Origin of the sequence: Caulobacter flavus, from assembly GCF_003722335.1 — a bacterium.
Lineage (GTDB): Bacteria > Pseudomonadota > Alphaproteobacteria > Caulobacterales > Caulobacteraceae > Caulobacter > Caulobacter flavus.
Map to the genome: position 1 here is coordinate 2319162 of NZ_CP026100.1, position 21214 is coordinate 2340375.

At 70.7% G+C, this 21214-nt stretch carries 20 protein-coding genes; 9 read left to right on the top strand and 11 right to left on the bottom strand.

Translation table 11 applies throughout. The features are described 5' to 3' along the window. Positions 1 to 239 precede the first annotated feature (239 nt). Both C1707_RS10795 and C1707_RS10800 read left to right on the top strand, forming a co-directional pair. Entirely contained in the window at positions 240 to 785 is a 546-nt protein-coding gene (locus tag C1707_RS10795) for a cysteine hydrolase family protein (protein WP_101715113.1), read from the top strand. Next, positions 782 to 1774 (top strand): GlxA family transcriptional regulator, encoded by a 993-nt coding sequence (locus C1707_RS10800; RefSeq protein ID WP_101715114.1) that lies wholly within the window; start codon positions 782 to 784, stop codon positions 1772 to 1774. Before C1707_RS10795 ends, C1707_RS10800 begins: the two co-directional genes overlap by 4 nt. A 2-nt stretch (positions 1775 to 1776) precedes the next feature. Here the strand turns inward: C1707_RS10800 and C1707_RS10805 are convergent, their stop codons facing one another. Together C1707_RS10805 and infC are read right to left on the bottom strand one after the other, a co-directional pair. Continuing rightward, positions 1777 to 2505 carry a 2OG-Fe(II) oxygenase gene (locus C1707_RS10805; RefSeq protein ID WP_101715115.1) on the bottom strand — a complete coding sequence of 243 codons (729 nt, stop codon included), beginning with the start codon at positions 2503 to 2505 and terminating at the stop codon, positions 1777 to 1779. Between the two features lie 66 nt (positions 2506 to 2571). Then, the gene (gene infC, locus C1707_RS10810; protein WP_101715116.1) at positions 2572 to 3093 is read right to left on the bottom strand and encodes a translation initiation factor IF-3; all 522 of its coding nucleotides are present in this window, start codon (positions 3091 to 3093) and stop codon (positions 2572 to 2574) included. 264 nt (positions 3094 to 3357) lie between these two features. Between infC and C1707_RS10815 the strand changes: the two genes are divergently transcribed. The 3 genes from C1707_RS10815 (at position 3358) to C1707_RS10825 (ending at position 5319) form a co-directional block, all read left to right on the top strand. Continuing rightward, on the top strand, positions 3358 to 3957 hold the full coding sequence (locus C1707_RS10815) for a YitT family protein (RefSeq protein ID WP_101715117.1): 600 nt from the start codon (positions 3358 to 3360) through the stop codon (positions 3955 to 3957). Between the two features lie 82 nt (positions 3958 to 4039). After that, positions 4040 to 4903, top strand: coding sequence for an aldose 1-epimerase (locus tag C1707_RS10820; protein ID WP_101715118.1), 864 nt, complete (start codon positions 4040 to 4042; stop codon positions 4901 to 4903). Further along, the gene (locus C1707_RS10825) at positions 4900 to 5319 is read left to right on the top strand and encodes a hypothetical protein (protein WP_101715119.1); all 420 of its coding nucleotides are present in this window, start codon (positions 4900 to 4902) and stop codon (positions 5317 to 5319) included. The genes C1707_RS10820 and C1707_RS10825 overlap by 4 nt, the downstream gene beginning before the upstream one ends. A 31-nt stretch (positions 5320 to 5350) precedes the next feature. Here the strand turns inward: C1707_RS10825 and fixJ are convergent, their stop codons facing one another. The 4 genes from fixJ to cydD are packed head-to-tail and all read right to left on the bottom strand — an operon-like array spanning position 5351 to position 10744. After that, entirely contained in the window at positions 5351 to 5953 is a 603-nt protein-coding gene (fixJ, locus tag C1707_RS10830; protein ID WP_101715120.1) for a response regulator FixJ, read from the bottom strand. After that, the gene (locus C1707_RS10835; RefSeq protein WP_101715121.1) at positions 5953 to 7452 is read right to left on the bottom strand and encodes a PAS domain-containing sensor histidine kinase; all 1500 of its coding nucleotides are present in this window, start codon (positions 7450 to 7452) and stop codon (positions 5953 to 5955) included. Before C1707_RS10835 ends, fixJ begins: the two co-directional genes overlap by 1 nt. 5 nt (positions 7453 to 7457) lie before the next feature. Next, entirely contained in the window at positions 7458 to 9104 is a 1647-nt protein-coding gene (locus C1707_RS10840) for an amino acid ABC transporter ATP-binding/permease protein (RefSeq protein WP_101715122.1), read from the bottom strand. Continuing rightward, positions 9101 to 10744 carry a thiol reductant ABC exporter subunit CydD gene (gene cydD / locus C1707_RS10845; RefSeq protein ID WP_123170742.1) on the bottom strand — a complete coding sequence of 548 codons (1644 nt, stop codon included), beginning with the start codon at positions 10742 to 10744 and terminating at the stop codon, positions 9101 to 9103. The genes C1707_RS10840 and cydD overlap by 4 nt, the downstream gene beginning before the upstream one ends. A 124-nt stretch (positions 10745 to 10868) precedes the next feature. Between cydD and C1707_RS10850 the strand changes: the two genes are divergently transcribed. From C1707_RS10850 to C1707_RS10865, 4 genes are all read left to right on the top strand, one after another. Then, positions 10869 to 12449 carry a cytochrome ubiquinol oxidase subunit I gene (locus C1707_RS10850; RefSeq protein WP_101715771.1) on the top strand — a complete coding sequence of 527 codons (1581 nt, stop codon included), beginning with the start codon at positions 10869 to 10871 and terminating at the stop codon, positions 12447 to 12449. Between the two features lie 13 nt (positions 12450 to 12462). After that, on the top strand, positions 12463 to 13605 hold the full coding sequence (cydB, locus tag C1707_RS10855) for a cytochrome d ubiquinol oxidase subunit II (RefSeq protein ID WP_101715772.1): 1143 nt from the start codon (positions 12463 to 12465) through the stop codon (positions 13603 to 13605). Positions 13606 to 13625: 20 nt separating this feature from the next. After that, complete coding sequence (gene cydX, locus C1707_RS10860; protein WP_101715773.1) at positions 13626 to 13745, top strand: cytochrome bd-I oxidase subunit CydX; 120 nt, start codon at positions 13626 to 13628, stop codon at positions 13743 to 13745. Between the two features lie 115 nt (positions 13746 to 13860). Further along, positions 13861 to 14226 carry a hypothetical protein gene (locus tag C1707_RS10865; RefSeq protein WP_101715774.1) on the top strand — a complete coding sequence of 122 codons (366 nt, stop codon included), beginning with the start codon at positions 13861 to 13863 and terminating at the stop codon, positions 14224 to 14226. Positions 14227 to 14237: 11 nt separating this feature from the next. Here the strand turns inward: C1707_RS10865 and C1707_RS10870 are convergent, their stop codons facing one another. From C1707_RS10870 to putA, 5 genes are all read right to left on the bottom strand, one after another. Then, on the bottom strand, positions 14238 to 15569 hold the full coding sequence (locus C1707_RS10870) for a glycoside hydrolase 5 family protein (RefSeq protein ID WP_101715775.1): 1332 nt from the start codon (positions 15567 to 15569) through the stop codon (positions 14238 to 14240). Positions 15570 to 15655: 86 nt separating this feature from the next. Continuing rightward, positions 15656 to 17044, bottom strand: a complete 1389-nt coding sequence (locus C1707_RS10875) for an alpha/beta hydrolase family protein (protein WP_101715776.1) — start codon at positions 17042 to 17044, stop codon at positions 15656 to 15658. 57 nt (positions 17045 to 17101) lie between these two features. Continuing rightward, entirely contained in the window at positions 17102 to 17383 is a 282-nt protein-coding gene (locus C1707_RS10880) for a type II toxin-antitoxin system RelE/ParE family toxin (protein ID WP_101715777.1), read from the bottom strand. Next, positions 17380 to 17637, bottom strand: a complete 258-nt coding sequence (locus C1707_RS10885) for a ribbon-helix-helix domain-containing protein (RefSeq protein ID WP_101715778.1) — start codon at positions 17635 to 17637, stop codon at positions 17380 to 17382. Before C1707_RS10885 ends, C1707_RS10880 begins: the two co-directional genes overlap by 4 nt. A 46-nt stretch (positions 17638 to 17683) precedes the next feature. Continuing rightward, positions 17684 to 20773, bottom strand: a complete 3090-nt coding sequence (gene putA, locus C1707_RS10890) for a bifunctional proline dehydrogenase/L-glutamate gamma-semialdehyde dehydrogenase PutA (RefSeq protein WP_101715779.1) — start codon at positions 20771 to 20773, stop codon at positions 17684 to 17686. Positions 20774 to 21214 lie beyond the last annotated feature (441 nt).

The following is a 21214-nucleotide window of genomic DNA, read 5'->3' on the forward strand; positions in this document are numbered from 1 at the left end:
CTCCTCTACGCCCGATAGTCCTGAAAAGCGACTGAAATTTCAGTTTCCGGGTGCGGAGGGTTTGGGGGCGGGGAGGCCGCCGCCGCCACCCAATACGCCCGTCATTCCCGCCCTCGTGGCGAGAACGACGGAAGCAAAGAGATGTCCTTTTCTGTCCGCTCTTCGTCCGCCCGCTTGCTTATCCGCCTTGAGTGCGAGGCCTAGCCTGCGGCATCTTCATCGCCAAGGAGCTACGCAAGATGTCCGCCGCCACCGCCCTGATCGTCGTCGACGCCCAGGATTCCTTTCGCCAGCGCGCCTCGTGGGACCCGGCGGTCGCCGGCGCCTACCTGGAGCGCCAGCAGGCCCTGATCGACGGGGCCAGGGCCAGGGGCCTGCCGGTCGTGCAGATCCTGCACGTCGAGGCCGAGGGGATCTTCAGTCTGGCCTCGGGCCACGTGCGCACCGTCGAGGGGCTGTCGCTGACGCCCGACGTCACCTTCCACAAGCCCAGCCACAGCGCCCTGGTCGGCACCGGCCTGCTGGTCTGGCTGATCCAGAACCGTATCGGCCGGGTCATCGTAAGCGGCATCCGCACCGAGCAGTGCTGCGAGACCACCACCCGCCACGCGTCGGACCTGGGCTTCGCCGTCGACTACGTCACCGAGGCCACATTGACCTTCGACATGACCGACCGCCACGGCCGGGTGTTCACCGTCGACGAGATCAAGGCCCGCACAGAGCTCGTTCTGCACGAGCGCTTCGCGCGCATCGCCACCGTCGAGGAGGCGCTGGACGCCGCATGACCGAGCTGTCGTCCGCCGTCATCCCCGTCTATGTGGTCCTGCCGCCGCGCACCCTGCTGCTCGACGTGGCCGGACCCATGGAGGTGCTGCGGCGGGCGGCGATGGAGCCGGGAGCGCCGGGGTTCTCGGTGTCCTACCTCGCCGTCCGGGCGACGATGGACAGTTCGATCGGCCTGGGGCTGGCCGGGCTCCGGCCGCTGCCCGACGCCGTGCCGGATGGGGCGCTGGTCATCGTCTCGGGTAATGTCGACCAGGTGCTGGGCGGCGCCGGGCCAACCGCGCGCGACGTCGAAGACGAGGCGGCCATCGTCGCCTGGCTGGCGCGGGTCGTGCGGCCGGGCGTGACGCTGGCCTGCATATGCTCGGGCGCGCTGCTGGCCGCGCGGGCGGGGCTGCTGGCCGGCAAGGCCTGCACTACGCATCATGTCTGCACCGCCGAACTGGCCCGCCTGGCGCCCAGCGCCCGGGTGCTGGAGGACCGCCTGTTCGTCGAGGACGGCGAGCGGCTGACCAGCGCCGGAATCACCTCGGGCGTGGACCTGATGCTGCATCTGGTCGCCCGGCTGCGCGGGCCAGCCCTTGCGGTGTCGATCGCCCGCGCCATGGTGGTCTATCTGCGGCGCGGACCGTCTGATCCGCAGCTGTCGCCGTGGCTGGAGGGGCGCAACCATGTCCATCCCGCCGTCCACCGCGTGCAGGACGCGATCGCCGCCGAGCCCGCCCGCGACTGGAGCCTGGAGATGCTGGCCGATCTGGCGGCGGCCAGTCCGCGCCACCTGTCGCGGCTGTTCAACGCCCATGCCGGCATGAGCCTGACCGACTACGTCAACCGCCTGCGGCTGGCTCTCGCCAGCGAGATGCTGGCCGCGACGCGGCTCGACATGGAGAGCGTCGCCGAGCGGGCTGGCTTCGCCTCCACCCGCCAGTTGCGCCGGGTGTGGCGGCGGCACCACCCGACGCCGCCCAAGGCCGCGCGGGCGGCGGGCTGAGATTAACCGCGCGTGCGGATCCAGCCGGTCAGCGACAGGCGCGGCCCGGCCGCGTGCGGCGTGACGTAGCTGACGGCGTGCTTCTGCGGCACGCGGAAGATGTTCAGGGCGTTGAAGCTTGGCGTGTAGCCCTCGGACACGTGGCCGTCGCCGTCGAGGAACAGCAGGAGGCCGCCCCAGTCGCCGCGCCACTGCGGCGTCAGGTTCAGGACGTAGGCGTAGAGCCGGTTCTTGCCATCGGCGTGGTCGTCGTGCTCGGTCAGGAAGTGGCCGGGGCGATAGCGCGTCGCCTGGCAGTCGCAGTATTCGGGGCGGGGATCGCCCGTCAGGTCGCGCACGAAGTCCAGAAAGGCCTCGCCGTTGAGCAGGTCGTAGGCCGCCTCCAGCAGCCGGCCTTCGCGGCGCCCGGCCTCGACCTCGTCGCTGACCCGGAAATTGTCGAATCGAAAGCCGAAGCCGGCGCGGGTCTCTTCGGCCACCTGCCGGTCGAGCGCGGCGTCGTCGGCTGCCGACAGGGCGCCCGGACCGTCCAGCGGCAGGTTCCACAGCTTGGTCCCGACGCCGACCACGCCGCTCCAGGGCGTGTCGATGGTCAGGGCCGCGTGCAGGCGCGCGGCCGAGTCGGCGGTCAGGATCCCCGGCACGTGCAGCCGGCCGTTGGCGGCGAAGGCCTCGCGCCAAGCCTTGGGCGTCAGGCCGGGATCCAGGGAGAGGGGGGCTTGCTGGGGCATCGACGGAAACCGGAAACGAAAAACGCCCCGGCGAGGCCGGGGCGTCTTCGAAGATAGGGCCTAAGCTTAGCGGGGCGCCAGGATCATGATCATCTGGCGGCCTTCCATGCGAGGCTCGTACTCGACCTTGGCGACCTCGTCGAAGTCGGCCTTGACCTGCTGCAGCAGCTTCATGCCGAGTTCGGGGTGCGCCATTTCGCGACCGCGGAAGCGCAGGGTGACCTTCACCTTGTCGCCTTCCTCGAAGAAGCGGAACATCGACTTGGCCTTAACGTCGTAGTCGTGCTTGTCGATGTTCGGGCGGAGCTTGATCTCCTTGAGCTCGACCACCTTCTGACGCTTGCGGGCCTCGTTCTTCTTCTTCTGCTCCTGGAACTTGAACTTGCCGTAGTCCAGAATCTTGCAGACGGGCGGGTTCGCGTTCGGAACGATTTCGACCAGGTCCAGCCCAGCTTCCTCGGCCGCCTCCATGGCGGACGCGGTCGGCATCTCGCCCTGCTTCTCGCCGTTCTGGTCGATCAGCAGCACGCGGGGGACGCGGATTTCATCGTTGATACGCGGTCCATCCTTGACGGGCGGCGCTTGCATGGGACGGCGAATAGGGGCGGCTCCGGAATTGTTGTAGAGGATTTCGCGCGGCGCCCATGGGGGACGTCGCGTTCAGATGATATATGACGCCAGACACGGGCGCTATCAAGCGTCCGGAACGACAAGAGCGTTCCACGCGGCCCAGGATCGGCGGCGAAAGGGGCGACAGGGCGGGAACGCGATCGGGACGGGCGGCCGTTTCCCATCCCTCCAGACGACGATTCGACGCCCTTGAACGCCGCCGCCGCCTCCTCCGTCCCGCCCATGCCCGCCACGCGCCACACGATCGTCGAGGACGTTCACGCGCTGCTGATCGGCACTAGCTTCATCGCCGTGGGCCTGACCCTTCTGAAGACCGCCGGCCTGGTGACCGGCGGCATCGCCGGGATCGCCCTGATCGTCTCCTATCTCGGCGGCTGGCCGGTGGGGGTGGTGTTCTTCGTCCTGAACCTGCCGTTCTACGTCTTCGCCCAGCGGGCGCTGGGCTGGACCTTCGCCTTCAAGACCCTGGCGGTGAACGTGGCGCTGACCACACTGACCCTGGCCCTGCCGCACTGGCTGAAGCTGAAGGGCGTGGACCCGATCTTCGCGGCGGTGTTCGGCGGCACCATCATCGGCATGGGGATCCTGGCGCTGGCCCGTCACCGCGCCTCGGTCGGCGGCATCGGCGTGCTGGGCCTCTGGCTGCAGGAAAAGCGCGGGATCAGCGCCGGCAAGGTGCAGATGGGCACCGACGTGCTGGTGGTGGGGGCGGCCTTCATGGTGGTCAGCCTCGACAAGCTGCTGCTGTCGGTCCTGTCGGCGGTGGCGCTCAGCATCGTCATCATCGCCAACCACAAGCCGGGCCGCTACGCCGGCTACTGACGGCCATGTTCATTGCCCCGGTTGGGCCAAGCTGGCATACGACGCGCGACGTAGCGTGCGTTAGCGCTACCAGGAGTTCCGCATGACCCGCCCCGTCCTGGCGACCGCCCGCGCCCGCGTCGAACTGCTGCCCGAAGTGGGCGGTTCGATCGGTCGCTTCGTGTTCGACGGACGCGACGTGCTGCGCCCGACGCCGGAAGGCGCGACCGACGCCCTGAACGTCGGCTGCTTCCCCCTCGTGCCGTTCTGCAACCGCATTCCCAGCGGCCGCTTCGCCTTCCAGGGGCGCGAGGTCGTTCTGGCCCCGAACCTCGACGGCCATCCGCACCCGCTGCACGGCCAGGGCTGGCGCGCGGCCTGGACGGTCACGGGCCTGTCCGACACCCGCGCGGTCCTGACCTACGACCATGCGCCGTCCGACTGGCCGTGGGCCTATCGCGCCGAGCAGATCCTGGTGCTTTCCGACCAGGGCCTTCGCGTCGAGCTGTCGGTGACCAACACCGGAGCCGAAGTGATGCCCGCGGGCCTGGGCCTGCATCCCTATTTCGCCGCCCGCCCCGGCGAGGCCCTGAAGATGGACGTCGACGGCGTCTGGATGGTCGACGCCGACGTCCTGCCGACCGTCCACCAGCAGGGACCCTGGATGCGCGACTGGACGGTGGGCGCGCCGACCGCGACCGACAGCCTGATCGACAACTGCTGGACCGGCTTTGGCGGCAAGGCCGTGCTGTCGGCCCCGGAAGGCTCCTCGACGATCATCGAGGCCTCGGACAACTGCCGCTGGGCTCACGTCTATTCGCCGCCGGGCGCCGACTTCGTCTGCGTCGAGCCCACCTCCAGCCGTCCCGATCCGTTCGGCCCCGGGTTCGGCGAAGGCCAGACCGGGATCGTCGCGCTGGCGCCGGGCGAGAAGGCGTCGGTCTGGATGACCCTGACGATCGCATGATCGCCGACCTGCTCGATTTGCGCCGGATCAAGGCGCGCTGGACCGACACCGGCTTGACTGGCGCCATGTGCGCCCCTTCGCCCGCCCGTCCGCTGGTGATCATCGTCGAGGCCGACGAGGCCCTGCGCGAGGCCCTGGCCTTCGCCCTGGAGACCGAGGGCTACTGGCCGCGCGCCTTCGCAGAGGTCGCGGAGGTTCCGCTGGCCGAGCTGATCGCCGCCGACTGCCTGGTGCTGGACGTCGACCTGCTGGCCCTGGCCTCGCTGCGCGGCAAGGGCGTGCGCACCCCGGCCGTGCTTCTGGCCGAAGGACCCGTCGACCTGACCGTCACCGACGCCCTGTGGGCGGGCGTGGCCCACAAGCCGCTGATCACCGACGCCCTGAGCCTGCAGGTGAAGAAGGCGGTGGGGGCGTAACCTCGACCCTCCCCGGAAGGGGGAGGGGTCTTCAGTTCCGTACCGACAGCGTCATCCGCACCAGGGCCGCCAGATTGTCGGCGTGCATCTTGCTCATCAGCTTGGCGCGATAGATCTCGACCGTGCGCGGGCTGATGCCCAGGTCGCGGGCGATGATCTTGTTGGGATGGCCGGCGACCACGCCGTCCAGCACCTGGCGCTCGCGCTCGGACAGGGTCTCCATCCGCGCCAGCACCTGGGCCTGATCGTTGCTGACCGCGGGCTGGGGCGCGGCGGCCAGGGCGCGTTCGAGGGCGGCCAGGATCCGGGCCTCGGAGAACGGCTTCTCGATGAAGTCGACCACGCCGTCGCGCATGGCCTCGACGGCCATCGGGATGTCGCCGTGGCCGGTGATCATCACCACGGGCAGGGACGAGCCCTCGGCCTTCAGGCGGCGGACCAGTTCCTGGCCGGTCATACCGGGCATGCGCACGTCGGTGATCACGCAGCCGGGCTCGATCTCAGACAGTTCGGACAGGAAGGCCAGGGCGCTGGCGTAGGTGCGCACGCGGAAGTCAGCCGTCTCCAGCAGGAAGGCCAGCGAGTCGCGGGCGTCTGCATCGTCGTCGACCACGTGCACAACGGCGTCGCTCATCAAATCGTCTCCTGGTCGGCTTCAGGCGTGCGGGGTTTGGCCCGGGCTGGGGCGGGGCCGGGCGGCAGGGTGAAGCGGAACACCGTCCCGCCGCCGGGATTGGCGTCGGCCCAGATGCGGCCGCCGTGCGCTTCGATGATCGAGCGCGAGATCGACAGGCCCACGCCCATGCCCTCGGCCTTGGTGGTCATGAACGGCTGGAACAGCCGCTCGCGGAACTCGTCGTCGACCCCGGCGCCGGTGTCGGCCACCGACACCTCGACCGTCCCGTCCTCCAGCCGGCGGCTGGCGACCGTCAGGCGTCGCACGGCCCGGCCGTCCATGGCCTCGACGGCGTTGCGGATCAGGTTGACCAGAACCTGCTGGATCTGCACCCGGTCGGCGAACACCGCGTCGCAGGCGCCGTCCAGGGCGACGCGGACCTCGGCCTGGCCTTCGCGCACGCCGATCAGGGCCAGGGCGCTGGCGTCGTCGACCAGTTCCGACAGGCTCTCGACGTCGCGCTCGGTGGCGCCGCGCCGCACGAACTCGCGCATGCGGTGGATGACGTCGCCAGCGCGCAGCGCCTGGTCCGACGCGCGGTCGATGGCGTCGCGCACCTTGGCCTGGTCCTCGGGGCGGCCACGATCCATCAGCCGGCGCGAGCCGGTCAGCAGGTTGGCGATGGCCGACAGCGGCTGGTTCAGCTCGTGGGCCAGTGTGGTGGCCATCTCGCCCATGGCGGTCAGGCGCGAGACGTGGACCAGCTCGCCCTGCAGCTCCTGCAGGCGGGCCTGGGTGGCGTGGCGCTCGGTCAGGTCGCGGATGAAGCCGGTATAGGCGCGGATGGGGCCCTTGGTCTCGCCCACCGCCAGCTCCATGGGGAAGGTCGTGCCGTCGCGGCGCAGGCCGGTGACGACCCGGCCGATGCCGATCACGCGCTTCTCGCCGGTCGTCGCGTAGCGCTCGAGATAGTCGTCGTGGGCGCTCTGGTGCGGCTCGGGCATCAGCATGCTGACGTTCCTGCCGACGACCTCGGCGGCGCGCCATCCGAACAGGCGCTCGGCCGCGGGGCTGAACGAGGTCATGATTCCGCGCGGATCGATGACGACCACGGCGTCGGGCACGGTGTCGAGGATCGAGCGCAGGTGGCTGGTCATGGCCACGGTGCGGTGACGGGCGGCGTGGAACCAGCCGCCGCCGATCGACATGCCCACCCCGATCATCAGGAACACGATGCTGGAGACCGCCGTCGCCTGGTCGGGGTGCGGCGAGAAGGTCAGGAACCAGACGATGGCCGAGGCCAGCACCGTCGAGATCAGGCCGGGCACCAGTCCGCCGAGGGCGGCGCTGACCAGCACCGAGGGCACGAACAGCAGGAAGGCCGCCGGCGCGGCGTAGCGGCTGGGCAGGGCGAAGTAGAGCAGGGCGCAGGCGGCGATCATCGTCGCCGAGGCCAGGAACACGCCGGGGCGCAGCTCGCTGTACAGCGGGCCGGGAGCACGCGGGGGAGCGGCCATGGGCCTCAAGGCTTCGCCGGTTCGATCATGGGGCGGCTTATAGCCGACCCGGCGGGCCGCGACACCGTCTCGACCGACATCGACCGTTCGCACAGCGCCAGCGGCGCCCGGCGGTGGCTGACAAGCACCAGGCCCTGCCCGGTTTCGCGCAGGCGGGCGTCCAGCCGCGCGACGACCAGCGCCTCGGTCGCCGCATCGAGGCCCTCGGTCGGCTCGTCCAGCAGCAGCCAGGGGGCGTCGCGCAGCAGGGCGCGGGCCAGGGACAGGCGCCGGCGCTCGCCGCCCGACAGCCGCTCGCCGGCCTCGCCCAGCCAGGTGTCGAGCCCCTGGGGCAGGGCGCGGACCCGGTCGGCCAGGGCCGCGTCGTCGAGGGCGGCCCACAAAGCTTCGTCCGTGGCGGCGGGCGCGGCCAGCTTCAGGTTCTCGCGCACCGTGCCGGCCAGCAGGGCGGCGTCCTGCGGCGCGTAGGCGAAAGCGGGGCGAAGAGCGGCGGGCGACAGGTTCGCGCCGTCCTCGCCGTCCAGCGCGAAGGCGCCGGCCGGTGCGGAGCGCAGGCCGAGCAGTTGTTCCAGCCGGGTGGTCTTGCCGCTGCCGGTGGGGCCGGTCAGGGCCAGGCGCGAACCGGGGGGCAGGTCCAGGTCTTGCAGGCGCAGGGCGGGGCGGACGGCCTTGGCCGAAGCGGTGTCGGAGGGCGCGTGGCGCAGCAGGGCGTCCAGTCGCTGGCCGGCCGCCTCGGCCGCGCCGTCCTGCTCGAAGGCGCGGGCGATCGGGGCGGCGGCTTCGATGGCCATGACGGCGGCCAGGGCGGCGAGGGCCGCCAGCGGCGCCGAGGCCGGGGCGGCCAGGGCCAGCACGACGGCGACGGCCAGGCCGGTCAGCGCGCCTTCCGACAGGCCCAGGATCCCCTGCGCCCGTGCGGCGCGGACTTTCAGGGCGTCCAGGCGGTCGCCGAGCGCGGCGATGCGGTCGAGGGCGGGTCCTTGCGCGCCGTAGACCTTCAGCTCCGGCGCGGCGGCGGCGAAGGCGGCCAGGGCCTCCTTCAGCTCGCCCGCGGCCGCCTGGATCGCCGCCCCGGCTGGCGCGCTGAGCCGGCGGGTCAGGGCGCGGGCGAGGACAAGGTGCACGGCGATGGCGGTCAGGATGGCGAGCGCCGGCCAGACGCCCGCCAGGGCCGCCAGGGCGATGGCCATGCCCACGCCGGCGCCGGCGCCCCAGGGCGCGGACAGGCGCACGAAGCGGGTCTCGACCGCGTCGACGTCCTGCACCAGGCGGGCGGCGGCCTCGCCGCGCGAGACGGCCAGGGCCTCGCGCGGCGGCGCGGCGGCCAGGGCGGCGAACAGGCGCGGGCGGATGGCGGCCAGGGCGTCCAGCGCCGCCGCATGGCCCTGCAGCCGCTCGCCGTAGCGGGCCACGGTGCGCAGTATGGCCAGCAGGCGGATCGTGGCGCTGGGCAGCAGCACGTTGAACGCCTGGGCGGTCGCCAGGCCCGCGGCCCCGGCCAGGGCCGCGCCGGTGATGAACCAGCCCGACAGGCCCAGCAGCGCGGTCGAGGCGGCTCCGACCACGGCGGCGGCCACGGCGGCGATGATCAGCGGACCGGCCTGGCGGCGGCGCTGCTCGGCGACGAGCTTGGAAAGCGGGCTCTTGCTCACAGGCGCACCACCTTGTCGGCGACGGCCGCCAGGGCCTCGGAATGGGTGGCGATCAGCGTGGTGCGGCCGGCGGCGGCGTGACGGATCGCGGCGATCATCGCCGCCTCGGCCTGGGCGTCGAGGTCGGCCGTCGGCTCGTCCAGCAACAGGATAGGGGCGGGTTTCAGCAGGGCGCGGGCGATGCCGAGGCGCCGGCGCTCACCGCCCGACAGGCCGCCGCCGCGCTCGTCCACGGGCGCGTCGAGACCGCCGCGGCGATCGAGCAGGTCGGAAAGGCCGGCGCGCCGGGCGGCGGCTTCCAACTCGTCCCGCGAGGCGTCGGGGCGCGCCAGGGCGAGGTTGTCGGCCAGCGTGCCGGCCAGCAGCAGCGGCGACTGCCCAGCCCAGGCCAGGTCGGCGGCGAAGGATCCGGCGGCCGACAGGCGCGTCTCGCCTGCCCGCACTTCGCCGGCGGTCAGCGGGGCCAGGCCGGTCAGCAGGTTCAGCAGGGTGGTCTTGCCGCAACCGCTGGGGCCGAGCAGGGCGGTGATCTTTCCGGCCGGGGCGACCAGATCCAAGCCGTCGAACACCGCCGCCTCGCCGCCGGGATAGGCGACGGTCACGCCCTCGAAACGGATTTCGGGCGCGGAGGCCAACTCCAGCGGCGCGGCGGCCGGGGCGAGGACGGGCAGGCGGGCCAGGGTCAGGGCGGCCGACTCGGCGGCCTGGCGGTCGTGATAGGCGGCCGCCAGCCTGCGCATCGGGGCGTAGACTTCCGGCGCCAGGGCCAGGGCGAAGAAGGCCCGCTTGAGGTCCAGCGTCTCGGGAACGGGGAAGGGCAGCAGGCGCAGCAGGTTGAAGCCGCAGTAGACCGCCGCCAGGGCCACCGACAGGGCGGCGAAGAACTCCAGCGCCGCCGACGAGAAGAACGCCACGCGCAGCACCGCCTGGGTGCGCCTGGACAGGTCGTGGGCGGCCTGGCCCAGGCCGGCCGTCACCCGGTTTTCGGCCTGGAAGGCCAGCACCACCGGCAGGGCCCGCACCCGGTCGAGGAACAGGGTCGACAGGCGCTCCAGGGCCAGGAACTGCCGGCGCGAGGCGTCGGCGGCCGCCATGCCGGCCAGGGCCATGGCGGCGATGAACGGCAGCAGGGTGAAGAGCTGGATACCGGCGCAGACCGGGCTGGCGACGGCGGTCAGGCCGATCAGCAGCAGCGGCGCCACGGCCGAGGCGGTGCGGGCGGGCGCAAAGCGCGAGAAGTGGCCGTCCAGCGCCTCGACGCCGTCCATCACGGCCGTGACGGCGGCCCCGCCGCGCGGCGCGCCGGGCGCCAGCAGCGAAGCGGCGGCCTCACGCCGGGCATGGGCCTTGGCCCGCGCGGCCGCCTCGGCGCCGGCGCGCGCGGCCCTGGCCGCCAGGAAGCCGCGCGCCAGGGCCGAGACCAGGGCCAGCGCCAGGAAGGGCAGGGCCTCCGCCAGGCTGCGGGTCAGGGCGTCGATCCCGAAGGCCAAGCCGGCGGCGAAGCCGGCCGCGCCGACAACGTCGGCCAGCCGCCAGGCCGTCGCGGCCCGTCCGAAGGCGGCGGTCGTCCTGTTCAAGCTTCGCAGCCATGGGCGCGCGAGCGTGAGAATCTCGGTCTCGACGGGGGTGCGAGCGGTCATGGACAGGCTTTAGCGCTCCATCGTTCAAAGGCCTTGATCCGTATCAAAGACCCCTATCGGAAACACGCCTAAGGCGAGATGCTCGTCCGGCGCGACCGATCGCCGTCCGACCCCGGAGCTACGCATGGATCCCGCCGTCGTCGATTTATCCCGCCTGCAGTTCGCCCTCACGGCCCTGTACCACTTCCTCTTCGTGCCCCTGACGCTGGGGCTGTCCTTCATGCTGTTCATCATGGAGGCGGTCTACGTCATGACCAAGCGCCCGATCTGGCGCACGGTCACCAAGTTCTGGGGCACGCTGTTCGGCATCAACTTCGTCCTGGGCGTGGCCACCGGCCTGACCATGGAATTCCAGTTCGGCATGAACTGGTCGTACTACTCGCACTATGTGGGCGACATCTTCGGCGCCCCGCTGGCCATCGAGGGCCTGATGGCCTTCTTCCTGGAAGCCACCTTCGTGGGCCTGATGTTCTTCGGCTGGGACAAGCTGAAGCCGGTGACCCACCTGCTCGTCACCTTCCTGGTGGCGCTGGGCACCAACCTGTCGGCCCTGTGGATCCTGATCGCCAACGGCTGGATGCAGAACCCGGTCGGCGCGGCCTTCAATCCCGACACGATGCGGATGGAGGTGACCGACTTCAAGGCGGTGATCTTCAACCCCGTGGCCCAGGCCAAGTTCGTGCACACCGTCAGCGCCGGCTACACCATCGCCGCCGTCTTCGTGCTCGGCGTCTCGGCCTTCTATCTGCTGAAGGGCCGGTGGACGGGCGTGGCCAAGCGCTCGATGACCGTCGCGGCCGCCTTCGGCCTGGCTTCGGCCCTGTCGGTCGTCGTCCTGGGCGACGAGAGCGGCTACGCCCTCACCGACAACCAGAAGATGAAGCTGGCCGCCCTGGAGGCCATGTGGGAGACCGAGCCCGCGCCGGCCGGCCTGACGGCCGTCGGCATTCCCAGCCTCGCCGACCGCAAGACCCACGCCGAGGTGAAGATCCCCTACGTGCTGGGCCTGATCGCCACCCGCAGCCTGGACAAGCCGGTCGAGGGCATCTTCGAACTGGTGGCCACGGCCGAGGACCGCATCGAGCGCGGCGTCGTCGCCTACGACGCGCTGGAGAAGCTGAAGGCCAATCCGCAGGACCTGGCCGCCCGCAGCGTGTTCGAGCTGAACCGCCGCGACCTGGGCTACGCCCTGCTGCTCAAGCGCCACGTCGCCGACCCGCGCACGGCCTCCAAGGAACTGATCGCCAAGACCGCCTGGGACACAGTGCCCAACGTGCCGGTGATGTTCTGGTCGTTCCGCATCATGGCCGGCACGGGCCTGCTGATGATCGCCCTCTTCGCCACCGCCTTCGTGCTGGTCACCCTGCGCAAGCACAACACCAAGTGGTTCCTGCGCCTGGCGGTGCTGGCCATCCCTCTGCCCTGGATCGCCACCGAACTGGGCTGGGTGCTGGCCGAGGTCGGGCGTCAGCCCTGGGCCGTGGAGGGGGTGCTGCCCACCTTCCTGGCCCCGTCCAGCCTCAGCGTCGCCCAGCTGATCGCCAGCATCGTCGGCTTCACCCTGCTCTACGGCGCCCTGGCGGTGGTCGAGGTCGGGCTGATCCTGAAGACCATCAAGAAGGGTCCGTTCGCCGAGCAGGACGCCTTCCCCGCAGACAATGGCCCCTCCGGTGCCGGCGCGCCCGTCGCCGAAGCCGTCGCCTAAAGGAGACCAGATCATGGAACTCCCCCTCGACTATCCGACCCTCCGCCTGATCTGGTGGGGCCTGCTGGGCGTGCTGCTGATCGGCTTTGCATTGACCGACGGCTTCGACATGGGCGTCGGCGCCCTGCTGCCCTTCATAGGCCGCAACGACGACGAGCGGCGTACGGTGATCAACACCATCGGCGCCACCTGGGAAGGCAACCAGGTGTGGTTCATCACCGGCGGGGCGGCGATCTTCGCGGCCTGGCCGATGGTCTACGGCGCCAGCTTCTCCGGCTTCTACCTGGCCATGTTCCTGGTGCTGTCGGCGATGATCCTGAGGCCCGTCGGCTTCAAGTACCGGTCCAAGCGGCCCGACGCCAAGTGGCGCTCGTTCTGGGACTGGTCGCTGTTCGTCGGCAGCTTCGTGCCGGCCCTGGTGTTCGGCGTCGCCGTCGGCAACGTGCTGCAGGGCGTGCCGGTGCAACTCGACAGCGACCTGCGCAGCACCTACCACGGCCACTTCTTCGAGCTGTTCACGCCCTTCACCCTGGTCTGCGGCCTGCTGTCGACCAGCATGCTGGTGCTGCACGGCGCGGCCTGGCTGGCGGTGAAGGCCGAGAAGGGGCCGATCGTCGACCGCGCCCGCAAGTTCGGCCTGGTCGCCGGCCTGGCCAGCATCGTGCTGTTCGCCCTCGGCGGCCTCCTGGCCATGCGCCTGGGCTTCCGCATCGAGGGCGTGGTCGATCCGGCCGGTCCGTCCAACCCGCTGCGCGCGACCGTCGTGGCCGCGCCCGGCGCCTGGTTCGACAATTTCGGCCGCTATCCGTGGATGACCATCGCCCCGGTCCTGGGCTTCGTCGGCGCGGCCTTCGCGACCTTCGGCCTGTGGAAGCGGCAGGAAGGCCTGGCCTTCGGCGGCTCCTCGGCCTCGGCGGCGGGCATCATCGCCACCAGCGGCCTGTCGATGTTCCCGTTCATCCTGCCCAGCACCGTCGACGCCCATTCCAGCTTCCTGGTGTGGAACGCCTCGTCCAGCCACTCGACCCTGTTCATCATGCTGGTCGTGGTGGCGGTGCTGATGCCTGTGGTGCTGGCCTACACGGCCTTCGTCTACCGGGTGCTGTGGGGCCGCACGAGCAGCGCCGCCCTGAAGTCCGACCCGGCCATGTACTGAGAAAAAGAGGAGCCTAGATCATGTGGTACTTCACCTGGGTTCTCGGCCTCGGCCTGGCCCTCGCCTTCGGTGTCCTCAACGGCGTCTGGTACGAGTTCAACCTCACCGACGACGGCGACGCGGGTCTCTCCGAACCCTGATCGCGCCGACCGCGTGACCCTGCAAGCCGCCGTCCCGACCCCGGGACGGCGGTTTTGCCTTGCGTGGTTGCGGCTGTCGCAAACCGCGGCGCCAGATCGTCCTCCAGGAGGACTCATGGTGAACAGGCGCAAGCTGATGCTCAGCCACGGCGGCGTGAGGATCTATCACAGCTGGAAGGGCGCCCGGGCCCTGACCTGGTGGTACGCGCTGGAGCCTGGCCACGAGGCCGAGGGCGGCGGGCGCGACTTCGACATCCGCAAGCTGCCGGAGGCGTTCCTGGACGGTCTCGACCTCGACATGGCCCGCGTGGCCGACGCCGCCGAGACCCTCAAGGCCTATGAGCGTATGCTCGACGCTCACCGCCAGGCCCTGCGCCGCGCCATCGACGCCGGGCACGACTTCGAGGCCAGCGTGGCGCGGGATCACCGCCGGAGCGGCGGAGGCGTGATCGGGTGGTTGCGCGGGGTGATGGGACGCTGACGGCGTCCTCGTCAGATCGCCCTAACGGCCTTGGCGTGGTCGCGGATGATCGCCAGGGTCGAGGCGTCGGCGTCGAAGACGCCGAACAGGCCCTGTTCCTCCTGCGGGGGATCGCCGACATAGGAGCGGTCGCCCTTCTTGAACCAGGCGTCGGCGTGCTGGGCGCGGCCCTCGCCGTTCCAGGCCCAGAAGTTGACGCCGGCGGTCGGGCCGCCCGCCTTCATGTCGGCCTCAACCTCGTCGAACACCATCCGGTAGAAGCGGTCTCGGAAGGTGACCGGCGAGCCGGGGGCGAAGGCGCGGCCGTCGCGGATCAGGCCGAACTCCTCGATGGTCAGCGGCTTGCCCATCGCCTTGGCCAGGGCGACGTGGCGGCGGATGTAGTCGCGCGAGCGGGCCGCGCCGGCCTCGTAGGTCGAGGGTTGGTCGGTCATCGAGATCCAGCTCCAGTTGTTGGGCCAGACGTGCAGGGTCAGGTAGTCGATGGCCGGGGTCTTGTGGCTCTCGACCACGCAGGCCTCGCTGCCCAGGCACCCCATGTCGCCCTCGCTGCCGCTGGAAACGAGATGGTTGGCGTCGATCGATTTGATGAAGCGGGCGGTGCCGTCGATCCAGGCGTCGTAGGCGGGGCGGTTGACCTTGCCGAATTCCTCGCTGCCGGCCGGGCGCGGCTCGTTGGCCAACTGCCAGGCCATGATCGTGGGGTCGTCGCGATAGGGCTTGCCAGTGACGGTGCTGGTGCGGCCGACCAGGGCCTTCACATAGTGGCGGAAGAGGGCGTTGGCCTTCTCGTCGGCGTAGAAGCGGGCCGAATAGTCGGCGAAGGCGGGCCAGGGATGGGCCGGGTCGCCCTGCTGGAACCACGTCCCGTTGCCGGTCCAGTTCAGATAGGCCGGCATGCCGCCCGACCAGTCCCAGAAGTTGTTGACGTAGATGACGGCCTTCATGTCGCGCTTGGCCATCTCGGCCAGCAGCACGTCCAGGCCCGTCAGCAGGGTCTGGTCGTAGTCCTCGCCCGGGCCGCGGAAGGCGGGATCCATGGCCACCTTGGCCGGCGAGCGCTCGCCCGCGCCCAGGACGCGCAGGTTGGTGACGCCCAGCGACTTCAGCTTGTCGAGTTCGCGGGCCAGGCGCGCGTGGTCGCCGAAGGCGGCCGGGGCGCCCAGCCAGGCCCCGTACCAGAGATTGGCGCCGACGAAGCGGTAGGGCTTGCCGTCCAGGCTCAGGCGGCCGTTCTCGACCCTGACGAAGCCGGGACGGGCCGCGGCGAGGGTCGGAAGGGCGGCCGAACCCGCCGTCAGGCCAGCCGCGCCGGCGGCCAGGATCGCGCGTCGCGAAAGCATTCCCGGTGTCTCCCCACGTATGATTTGCGAGGGACGTTAGCGGAGCCGAAGGGGCGCGGTCCAGCGATTAAATAAAATCGATGAAGTTAATCGGCGTGCTTGTGCGACGGCCTGGCGGCGTGCGCCACGGTCCAGTCGACGATGGCGTTCACGGCCGACGGCGCGAGGGTCTCCTCGATCTCGGCGTACTCCGAGGGCGCGCCGCTCTTGGCCGTCTGGAACAGGTGGTTCAGGCCGGGCAGGGGCAGGATCGTCACGTCCTTGTTGCCAGCCAGGGCGGCCTTGATGGCCGGCAGATTCTCGGCTGCCGAGACCTGCACGTCCTTCTCGCCGTTCACGGCCAGGACCGGCGCCTTGACCTGTTTCAGGTAGTCGGCCGGATCCAGGCTCAGGAAGGTCTTGAACCACGGCGTGGCGAAGCGGGCGAAGCCGGTTTCGGCCGCCTCGGGCGGCATGCCCTTCTCGGCCAGCAGCGAGGCCAGGCGCGGCTTCAGCTTGGCGGTGTCCGGCTCGGCCACGACCATGTCGCTGACCTCGGCGATCAGCTTCACCTGCTGGTCGATCGACGCCTGCGGCGCGCCGCCCGCCCGCGCGATGTCGCGGCTCTGGCTCTGCATCACCCTGGCCCCCGGCACGCCGGTGCCGGCCATCAGCACCACGAAGGCGATCCTCGGATCCTTGGCGGCGACGATCGGGGCGATCAGGCCGCCCTCGCTGTGGCCGATCAGGCCGATGCGCGCGGGATCGACGTCCTTGCGGCCCCGCAGGAAGGCCACGCCCGCCTCCACGTCGGTGGCGAAGTCCAGGCTGGTGGCGGCCTTCAGGTCGCCGGCCTGCGAGCCGCCGGCGCCGCGGTCGTCGACGCGCAGCACGGCCACCCCCTTGCGGGTCAGGGCGTCGGCCAGCACCAGGAACGGCTTGTGCTCGAACAGGGTCTCGTCGCGGTCCTGCACGCCCGAGCCGGTGATCAGCACGGCGACGGGGAAGGGGCCTTCGCCCGGCGGCAGGGTCAGGGTTCCGGCCAGCTTCAGCCCCGACGCCGGATTGACGTACGACACCTCCTCGGCGCGGTAGGGGAAGGGGGCCTTGGGCGTCTGCGGGCGGTTGGCGGGCGCGACGGCCGGCGGCGTGCGGCTCATGGCCAGCGGCAGGCTGGCGCCGCCCTGCAGCCATTGGCCCGTCAGGCTCTCGCCGTCGGCCGACAGCTGCCCCTCGAAGCTGGCCGGCGGATAGATCAGGGTAAGGCGCGCCTTGCCGTCGGCGAGGGCGACCGCAGCCTTGAGGCCCATGGCGCCCTGAGCGAGGCTGTCGACCTTCGCGGTTCCGTCCGCCTTGACGTGGAACACCAGCGGCAGCTTGGTCGGTCCCGCCTGCAGCGTTCCGTACCACTCGCCGACCAGCGGTTCGACCTGAGCTGAGGCGACGGCCGGCGCCAGGAGCGCGACGGCGACGAGGGCGGACGGCAGGAAACGCATGGCGGAGGCTCCCCGGGGAAACTGCACCGCAGATTGTGCATGTCGGCGAGCGGGCGTCTAGCGCTGCTCCAGGCCGTGCCAGATCCGGGTGATGGTCACGTGCTGGCCTCTGACGCGATAGCGGACGATGTAGGCGCTGCGACCGAAGGGGATGTTGATCTCGCGGGTAGTTGCGCCGACGGCGCGGCCGCGAAGAGGGCTCTCTTCCAAGCTTGTGGCCGCCTGGGCGATCTGGTCGCTCAGCCTGTCGGCCGCGCGCGGGTTTTGTTCTCTGAGCCGCGCGTCCAGGCGGGCGGCGTCCCGGCTCGCCCGGCGGGTGACCGCGACCTTGTAGGTCACCGACGGCCGAAGCTGCGAAGCTGGGCGCGAAACTCCTCTAGGGAGATGGTTTCTTCCTCGCCGGCCTCGACGGCGTCGGCGATCGCCTCGTCGATGGCGGGATCGGGATCGATCGTCCTGGGCGGCAGGTCGTCTAGCCCGGCCTCGATCAGTTCCCTCGCATACTCGGAAGGCGAAACGCCTAGCCGCTCGGCGGCCGCCCTCAATCGGGCGGCCTGCTCAGGATCAATATGAATGTCGAAGCCGTCGGCCATGGGCGAAGGGTCTCGCCCATGGCCGACGACGTCAAGTGACGTCAAGTCAGAGGTTCAGCAGCGCGGGATCGCCGCCCTGGGCGGTGATGTTGACGCTGAGCGCGCGCTCGACGGCGAAGCGCAGCAGGGCGTGGGGACCGCCGGCCTTGGGGCCGGTGCCCGACAGGCCCTCGCCGCCGAACGGCTGCACGCCGACCACCGCGCCGGTCATGGTGCGGTTGACGTAGGCGTTGCCGGCCGGGACCAAGCGCACCACCTCGTCGGCGAAGGCCTGGATGCGGGAGTGCACGCCGAGCGTCAGACCGTAGCGGCGGGCCGCCAGGGCGCCCGCCACCTGCTCCAGGTCCTCGGGCTTGTAGCGGACCACGTGCAGGATCGGGCCGAACACCTCGCGCTCGAGGAAGTCGGCGGCCGGGATCTCGGCCAGGACCGGGCCGAAGAACGTGCCGCCGGCCGGGGCTTCCAGGGCGTGCAGCACCTTGGCCTCGTGCTTGAGACGGGCCAGGTGCTTGTCGAGCGCGTCCTTGGCGTCGGCGTCGATCACCGGGCCGACGTCGGTCGAGGCGTCGGCCGGGTCGGCCACCACCAGGGCGTCCATGGCGCCCTTCAGGCCTTCGATGATGTGGTCGGCGGTGTCAGTGGGCAGGAACAGCAGGCGCAGGGCCGAACAGCGCTGGCCGGCCGAACCGAAGGCCGAGACGATGACGTCGTCGATCACCTGTTCGCGCTGGGCCGTGGTGTCGACGAACATGCCGTTGAGGCCGCCGGTCTCGGCGATGAACGGCACGATCGGGCCCTGCCTTTGGGCGAGCGTCTGGTTGATCCGCCAGGCCGTGTCGGTGCCGCCGGTGAAAGCGACGCCGTCAAGGCCCTCGTGCGCAGTCAGGGCCGCGCCGACGGTCTCGCCGCGGCCGGGCAGCAGGGCCAGCAGGCGATGATCCAGGCCCGCGGCGTGATAGAGCTTCACCGCCTCGTAGGCGATGATCGGCGTCTGCTCGGCCGGCTTGGCGACCACGGCGTTGCCGGCGGCCAGGGCCGCGGCGATCTGGCCGGTGAAGATGGCCAGCGGGAAGTTCCACGGGCTGATGCAGACGAAGACGCCGCGGCCCGCGAGCCCGAGCGTGTTGGTCTCGCCGACCGGGCCCTTCAGCAGCTCGGGCTCGCCGAACTGCTTCTCGGCCAGCACGGCGTAGTAGCGGCAGAAGTCGACCGCCTCGCGCACCTCGGCGATGCCGTCGGCCAGGGTCTTGCCGGCTTCGCGCGCCAGGATGGCGATCAAGCGCTCGATATTGGCTTCCAGGGCGTCGCCCATGGCCCGCAGGACCTTGGCGCGAGCCGGGCCGCCGACCCGGTCCCAGGCGGGCTGCGCCGCGCGGGCCAGCTTGAAGGCCTTGTCGATCTGCGGCAGCTGGGCTTCCGACACCGCGCCGACCACGCGGCCGGCGTCGACCGGCGAGACCACCGGCAGCGGCGGACCGCCGGCTTCCAGCTTGCCGCCGACCAGCGGGCCCGACTGCAGCGGGGCGGCGTCCAGCACCGTCACCGCCGCCGACAGGCGATAGCGGTCGGCGCGCGTGGACAGGTCCAGGCCCGCGCTGTTCTTGCGGCCTTCGCCATAGACGTCGATCGGGGTCGGGATCTTGGCGTGGCGGTCCGGATGGGCCTCGACCACGTCGATCGGATCGGTGACCACCTTCTCGACCGGCACCCGCTCGTCGAGCAGGGCGTGGACGAAGCTGGTGTTGGCGCCGTTCTCCAGCAGGCGGCGGACCAGATAGGGCAGCAGGTCCTCGTGCCCGCCGACGGGAGCGTAGGCGCGCAGGGTGATGCCGTCATAGAGGTCGTCGGCGGCCTTGTAGAGCGCCTCGCCCATGCCGTGCAGGCGCTGGTGCTCGATCCGGACGCCGGCGTTCTTGGCCATGCGCACCACGGCCGCCAGGGTGTGGGCGTTGTGGGTGGCGAACTGGGCGTAGAGGTGCGGCGCCGCGCCGATCAGGGCCTTGGCGTTGACCAGGTAGGACAGGTCGGTGGCGGGCTTGGTGGTGTAGACCGGATAGTCGGGACGGCCGGCGACCTGGGCGCGCTTGATCTCGCTGTCCCAGTAGGCGCCTTTCACGAGGCGGACCATCAGGCGGCGGCCGGTCTCTTCCGACAGCGCCTTCAGGCGGGCGATCACCTCGCCGCAGCGCTTCTGATAGGCCTGCACGGCCAGGCCCAGGCCCTTCCACTCGCCCAGCGCCGGCTCGCGGCACAGCTTGTCGAGCAGCTTCAGCGACAGGGCCAGGCGGTCGGCCTCTTCGGCGTCGATGGTGAAGTTGATGTCGTACTTGGCGGCGATCAGGGCCAGGCGCAGGGTGCGGGGATAGAGCTCCTCCCACACGCGGTCCTCGTGGGTGGCCTCGTAGCGCGGGCAAAGGGCCGACAGCTTCACCGACACGCCGTGACCGGCCTCGGGGCCGGCCTTGTTCGACAGCTTGCCGACCGTCTCGATGGCGTCGGCGTAGGACTTCTCGTAGCGGGCGGCGTCGGCGGCGGTGCGGGCGCCTTCGCCCAACATGTCGAACGAGCACATGGTGTCTTCGCTGGCGGCGCGCTTGATGGCCGCCTCGATGGTGCGGCCCAGGACGAACTGTTCGCCCATGATGCGGATGGCCTGGCCGACGGCGGCGCGGATCACCGGCTCGCCGACACGACCGGCCAGCTTTTTGATAAACGCCGGCAAGTTGCGTTGAGCCTCGTCGTCGGGCTCGACGATCTTGCCGGTCAGCATAAGGCCCCAGGTCGAGGCGTTGACGAACAGGCTGTCGGAGCCGCCCAGGTGGCTGGCCCAGTCGGCCGAGCCGATCTTCTCGGCGATCAGGCGGTCGCGGGTGTCGTCGTCGGGGGTGCGCAGCAGGGCTTCGGCCAGGCACATCAGGGCCAGGCCCTCGCGGGTGCCCAGGCTGAACTCCTGAAGGAAGCTTTCGACCACGCCCTGCTTGCGGACGCTGCGGCGGGCGCCGCGCACCAGGGCCTCGGCCTCGGCGCGGACGGCGGCGCGATCCTCGCTCGACAGGGGCTTGGCGGCCAGCAGGTCGGCGATCACCGCCTTCTCGTCACGGTACTTGCCGTCGTCCAGGGAGTCCCAATCGGCCATGATGCGCCTCGCTAATGATTTATCGTCGCTGTAGCCCGGCTATGATCGAAGGTGCTTCGTTTGTTGGCTCTGGCTTCCGTATGCTGTTCGGCGTAAACGTCGAAAAACGTTGTCTGCTCCAGGCGGGCGAGAAGCCCCGCGACAGGGCGTCGCGCCGTGCGGAAACGCGCGGTCAGGTCCGCAGCTTAGGAGGGGAAGGGGAGCACTGGAAGGGACGCGTCTCGGGGGGACTCGCGCGTCCCTTCCGCTCGTCGCCGACGCTGGGGGATGCGTGGCGAGCTTTCCCGCCGAGCGGGAGGCCCTTGGCGAAGCGCGCCGACTGGGGGATGCGGCGTGGGGGGAAGCTTCGCTAGGACGATTGAGGGTGTAGTCCTCTTTGCGCCGAAGGTGCTTTGTTTGTTATCGCTATTATCAGAACAATCTTCGCTGAAAGTGACGAAA

Excerpts from the sequence above, each read along its gene's own strand:
- C1707_RS10795 (WP_101715113.1), top strand. The coding sequence starts at position 240 with ATGTCCGCCGCCACCGCCCTGATCGTCGTCGACGCCCAGGATTCCTTT.
- C1707_RS10800 (WP_101715114.1), top strand. The coding sequence starts at position 782 with ATGACCGAGCTGTCGTCCGCCGTCATCCCCGTCTATGTGGTCCTGCCG.
- C1707_RS10805 (WP_101715115.1), bottom strand. The coding sequence starts at position 2,505 with ATGCCCCAGCAAGCCCCCCTCTCCCTGGATCCCGGCCTGACGCCCAAG.
- infC (WP_101715116.1), bottom strand. The coding sequence starts at position 3,093 with ATGCAAGCGCCGCCCGTCAAGGATGGACCGCGTATCAACGATGAAATC.
- C1707_RS10815 (WP_101715117.1), top strand. The coding sequence starts at position 3,358 with ATGCCCGCCACGCGCCACACGATCGTCGAGGACGTTCACGCGCTGCTG.
- C1707_RS10820 (WP_101715118.1), top strand. The coding sequence starts at position 4,040 with ATGACCCGCCCCGTCCTGGCGACCGCCCGCGCCCGCGTCGAACTGCTG.
- C1707_RS10825 (WP_101715119.1), top strand. The coding sequence starts at position 4,900 with ATGATCGCCGACCTGCTCGATTTGCGCCGGATCAAGGCGCGCTGGACC.
- fixJ (WP_101715120.1), bottom strand. The coding sequence starts at position 5,953 with ATGAGCGACGCCGTTGTGCACGTGGTCGACGACGATGCAGACGCCCGC.
- C1707_RS10835 (WP_101715121.1), bottom strand. The coding sequence starts at position 7,452 with ATGGCCGCTCCCCCGCGTGCTCCCGGCCCGCTGTACAGCGAGCTGCGC.
- cydD (WP_123170742.1), bottom strand. The coding sequence starts at position 10,744 with ATGACCGCTCGCACCCCCGTCGAGACCGAGATTCTCACGCTCGCGCGC.
- C1707_RS10850 (WP_101715771.1), top strand. The coding sequence starts at position 10,869 with ATGGATCCCGCCGTCGTCGATTTATCCCGCCTGCAGTTCGCCCTCACG.
- cydB (WP_101715772.1), top strand. The coding sequence starts at position 12,463 with ATGGAACTCCCCCTCGACTATCCGACCCTCCGCCTGATCTGGTGGGGC.
- cydX (WP_101715773.1), top strand. The coding sequence starts at position 13,626 with ATGTGGTACTTCACCTGGGTTCTCGGCCTCGGCCTGGCCCTCGCCTTC.
- C1707_RS10865 (WP_101715774.1), top strand. The coding sequence starts at position 13,861 with ATGGTGAACAGGCGCAAGCTGATGCTCAGCCACGGCGGCGTGAGGATC.
- C1707_RS10870 (WP_101715775.1), bottom strand. The coding sequence starts at position 15,569 with ATGCTTTCGCGACGCGCGATCCTGGCCGCCGGCGCGGCTGGCCTGACG.
- C1707_RS10875 (WP_101715776.1), bottom strand. The coding sequence starts at position 17,044 with ATGCGTTTCCTGCCGTCCGCCCTCGTCGCCGTCGCGCTCCTGGCGCCG.
- C1707_RS10885 (WP_101715778.1), bottom strand. The coding sequence starts at position 17,637 with ATGGCCGACGGCTTCGACATTCATATTGATCCTGAGCAGGCCGCCCGA.
- putA (WP_101715779.1), bottom strand. The coding sequence starts at position 20,773 with ATGGCCGATTGGGACTCCCTGGACGACGGCAAGTACCGTGACGAGAAG.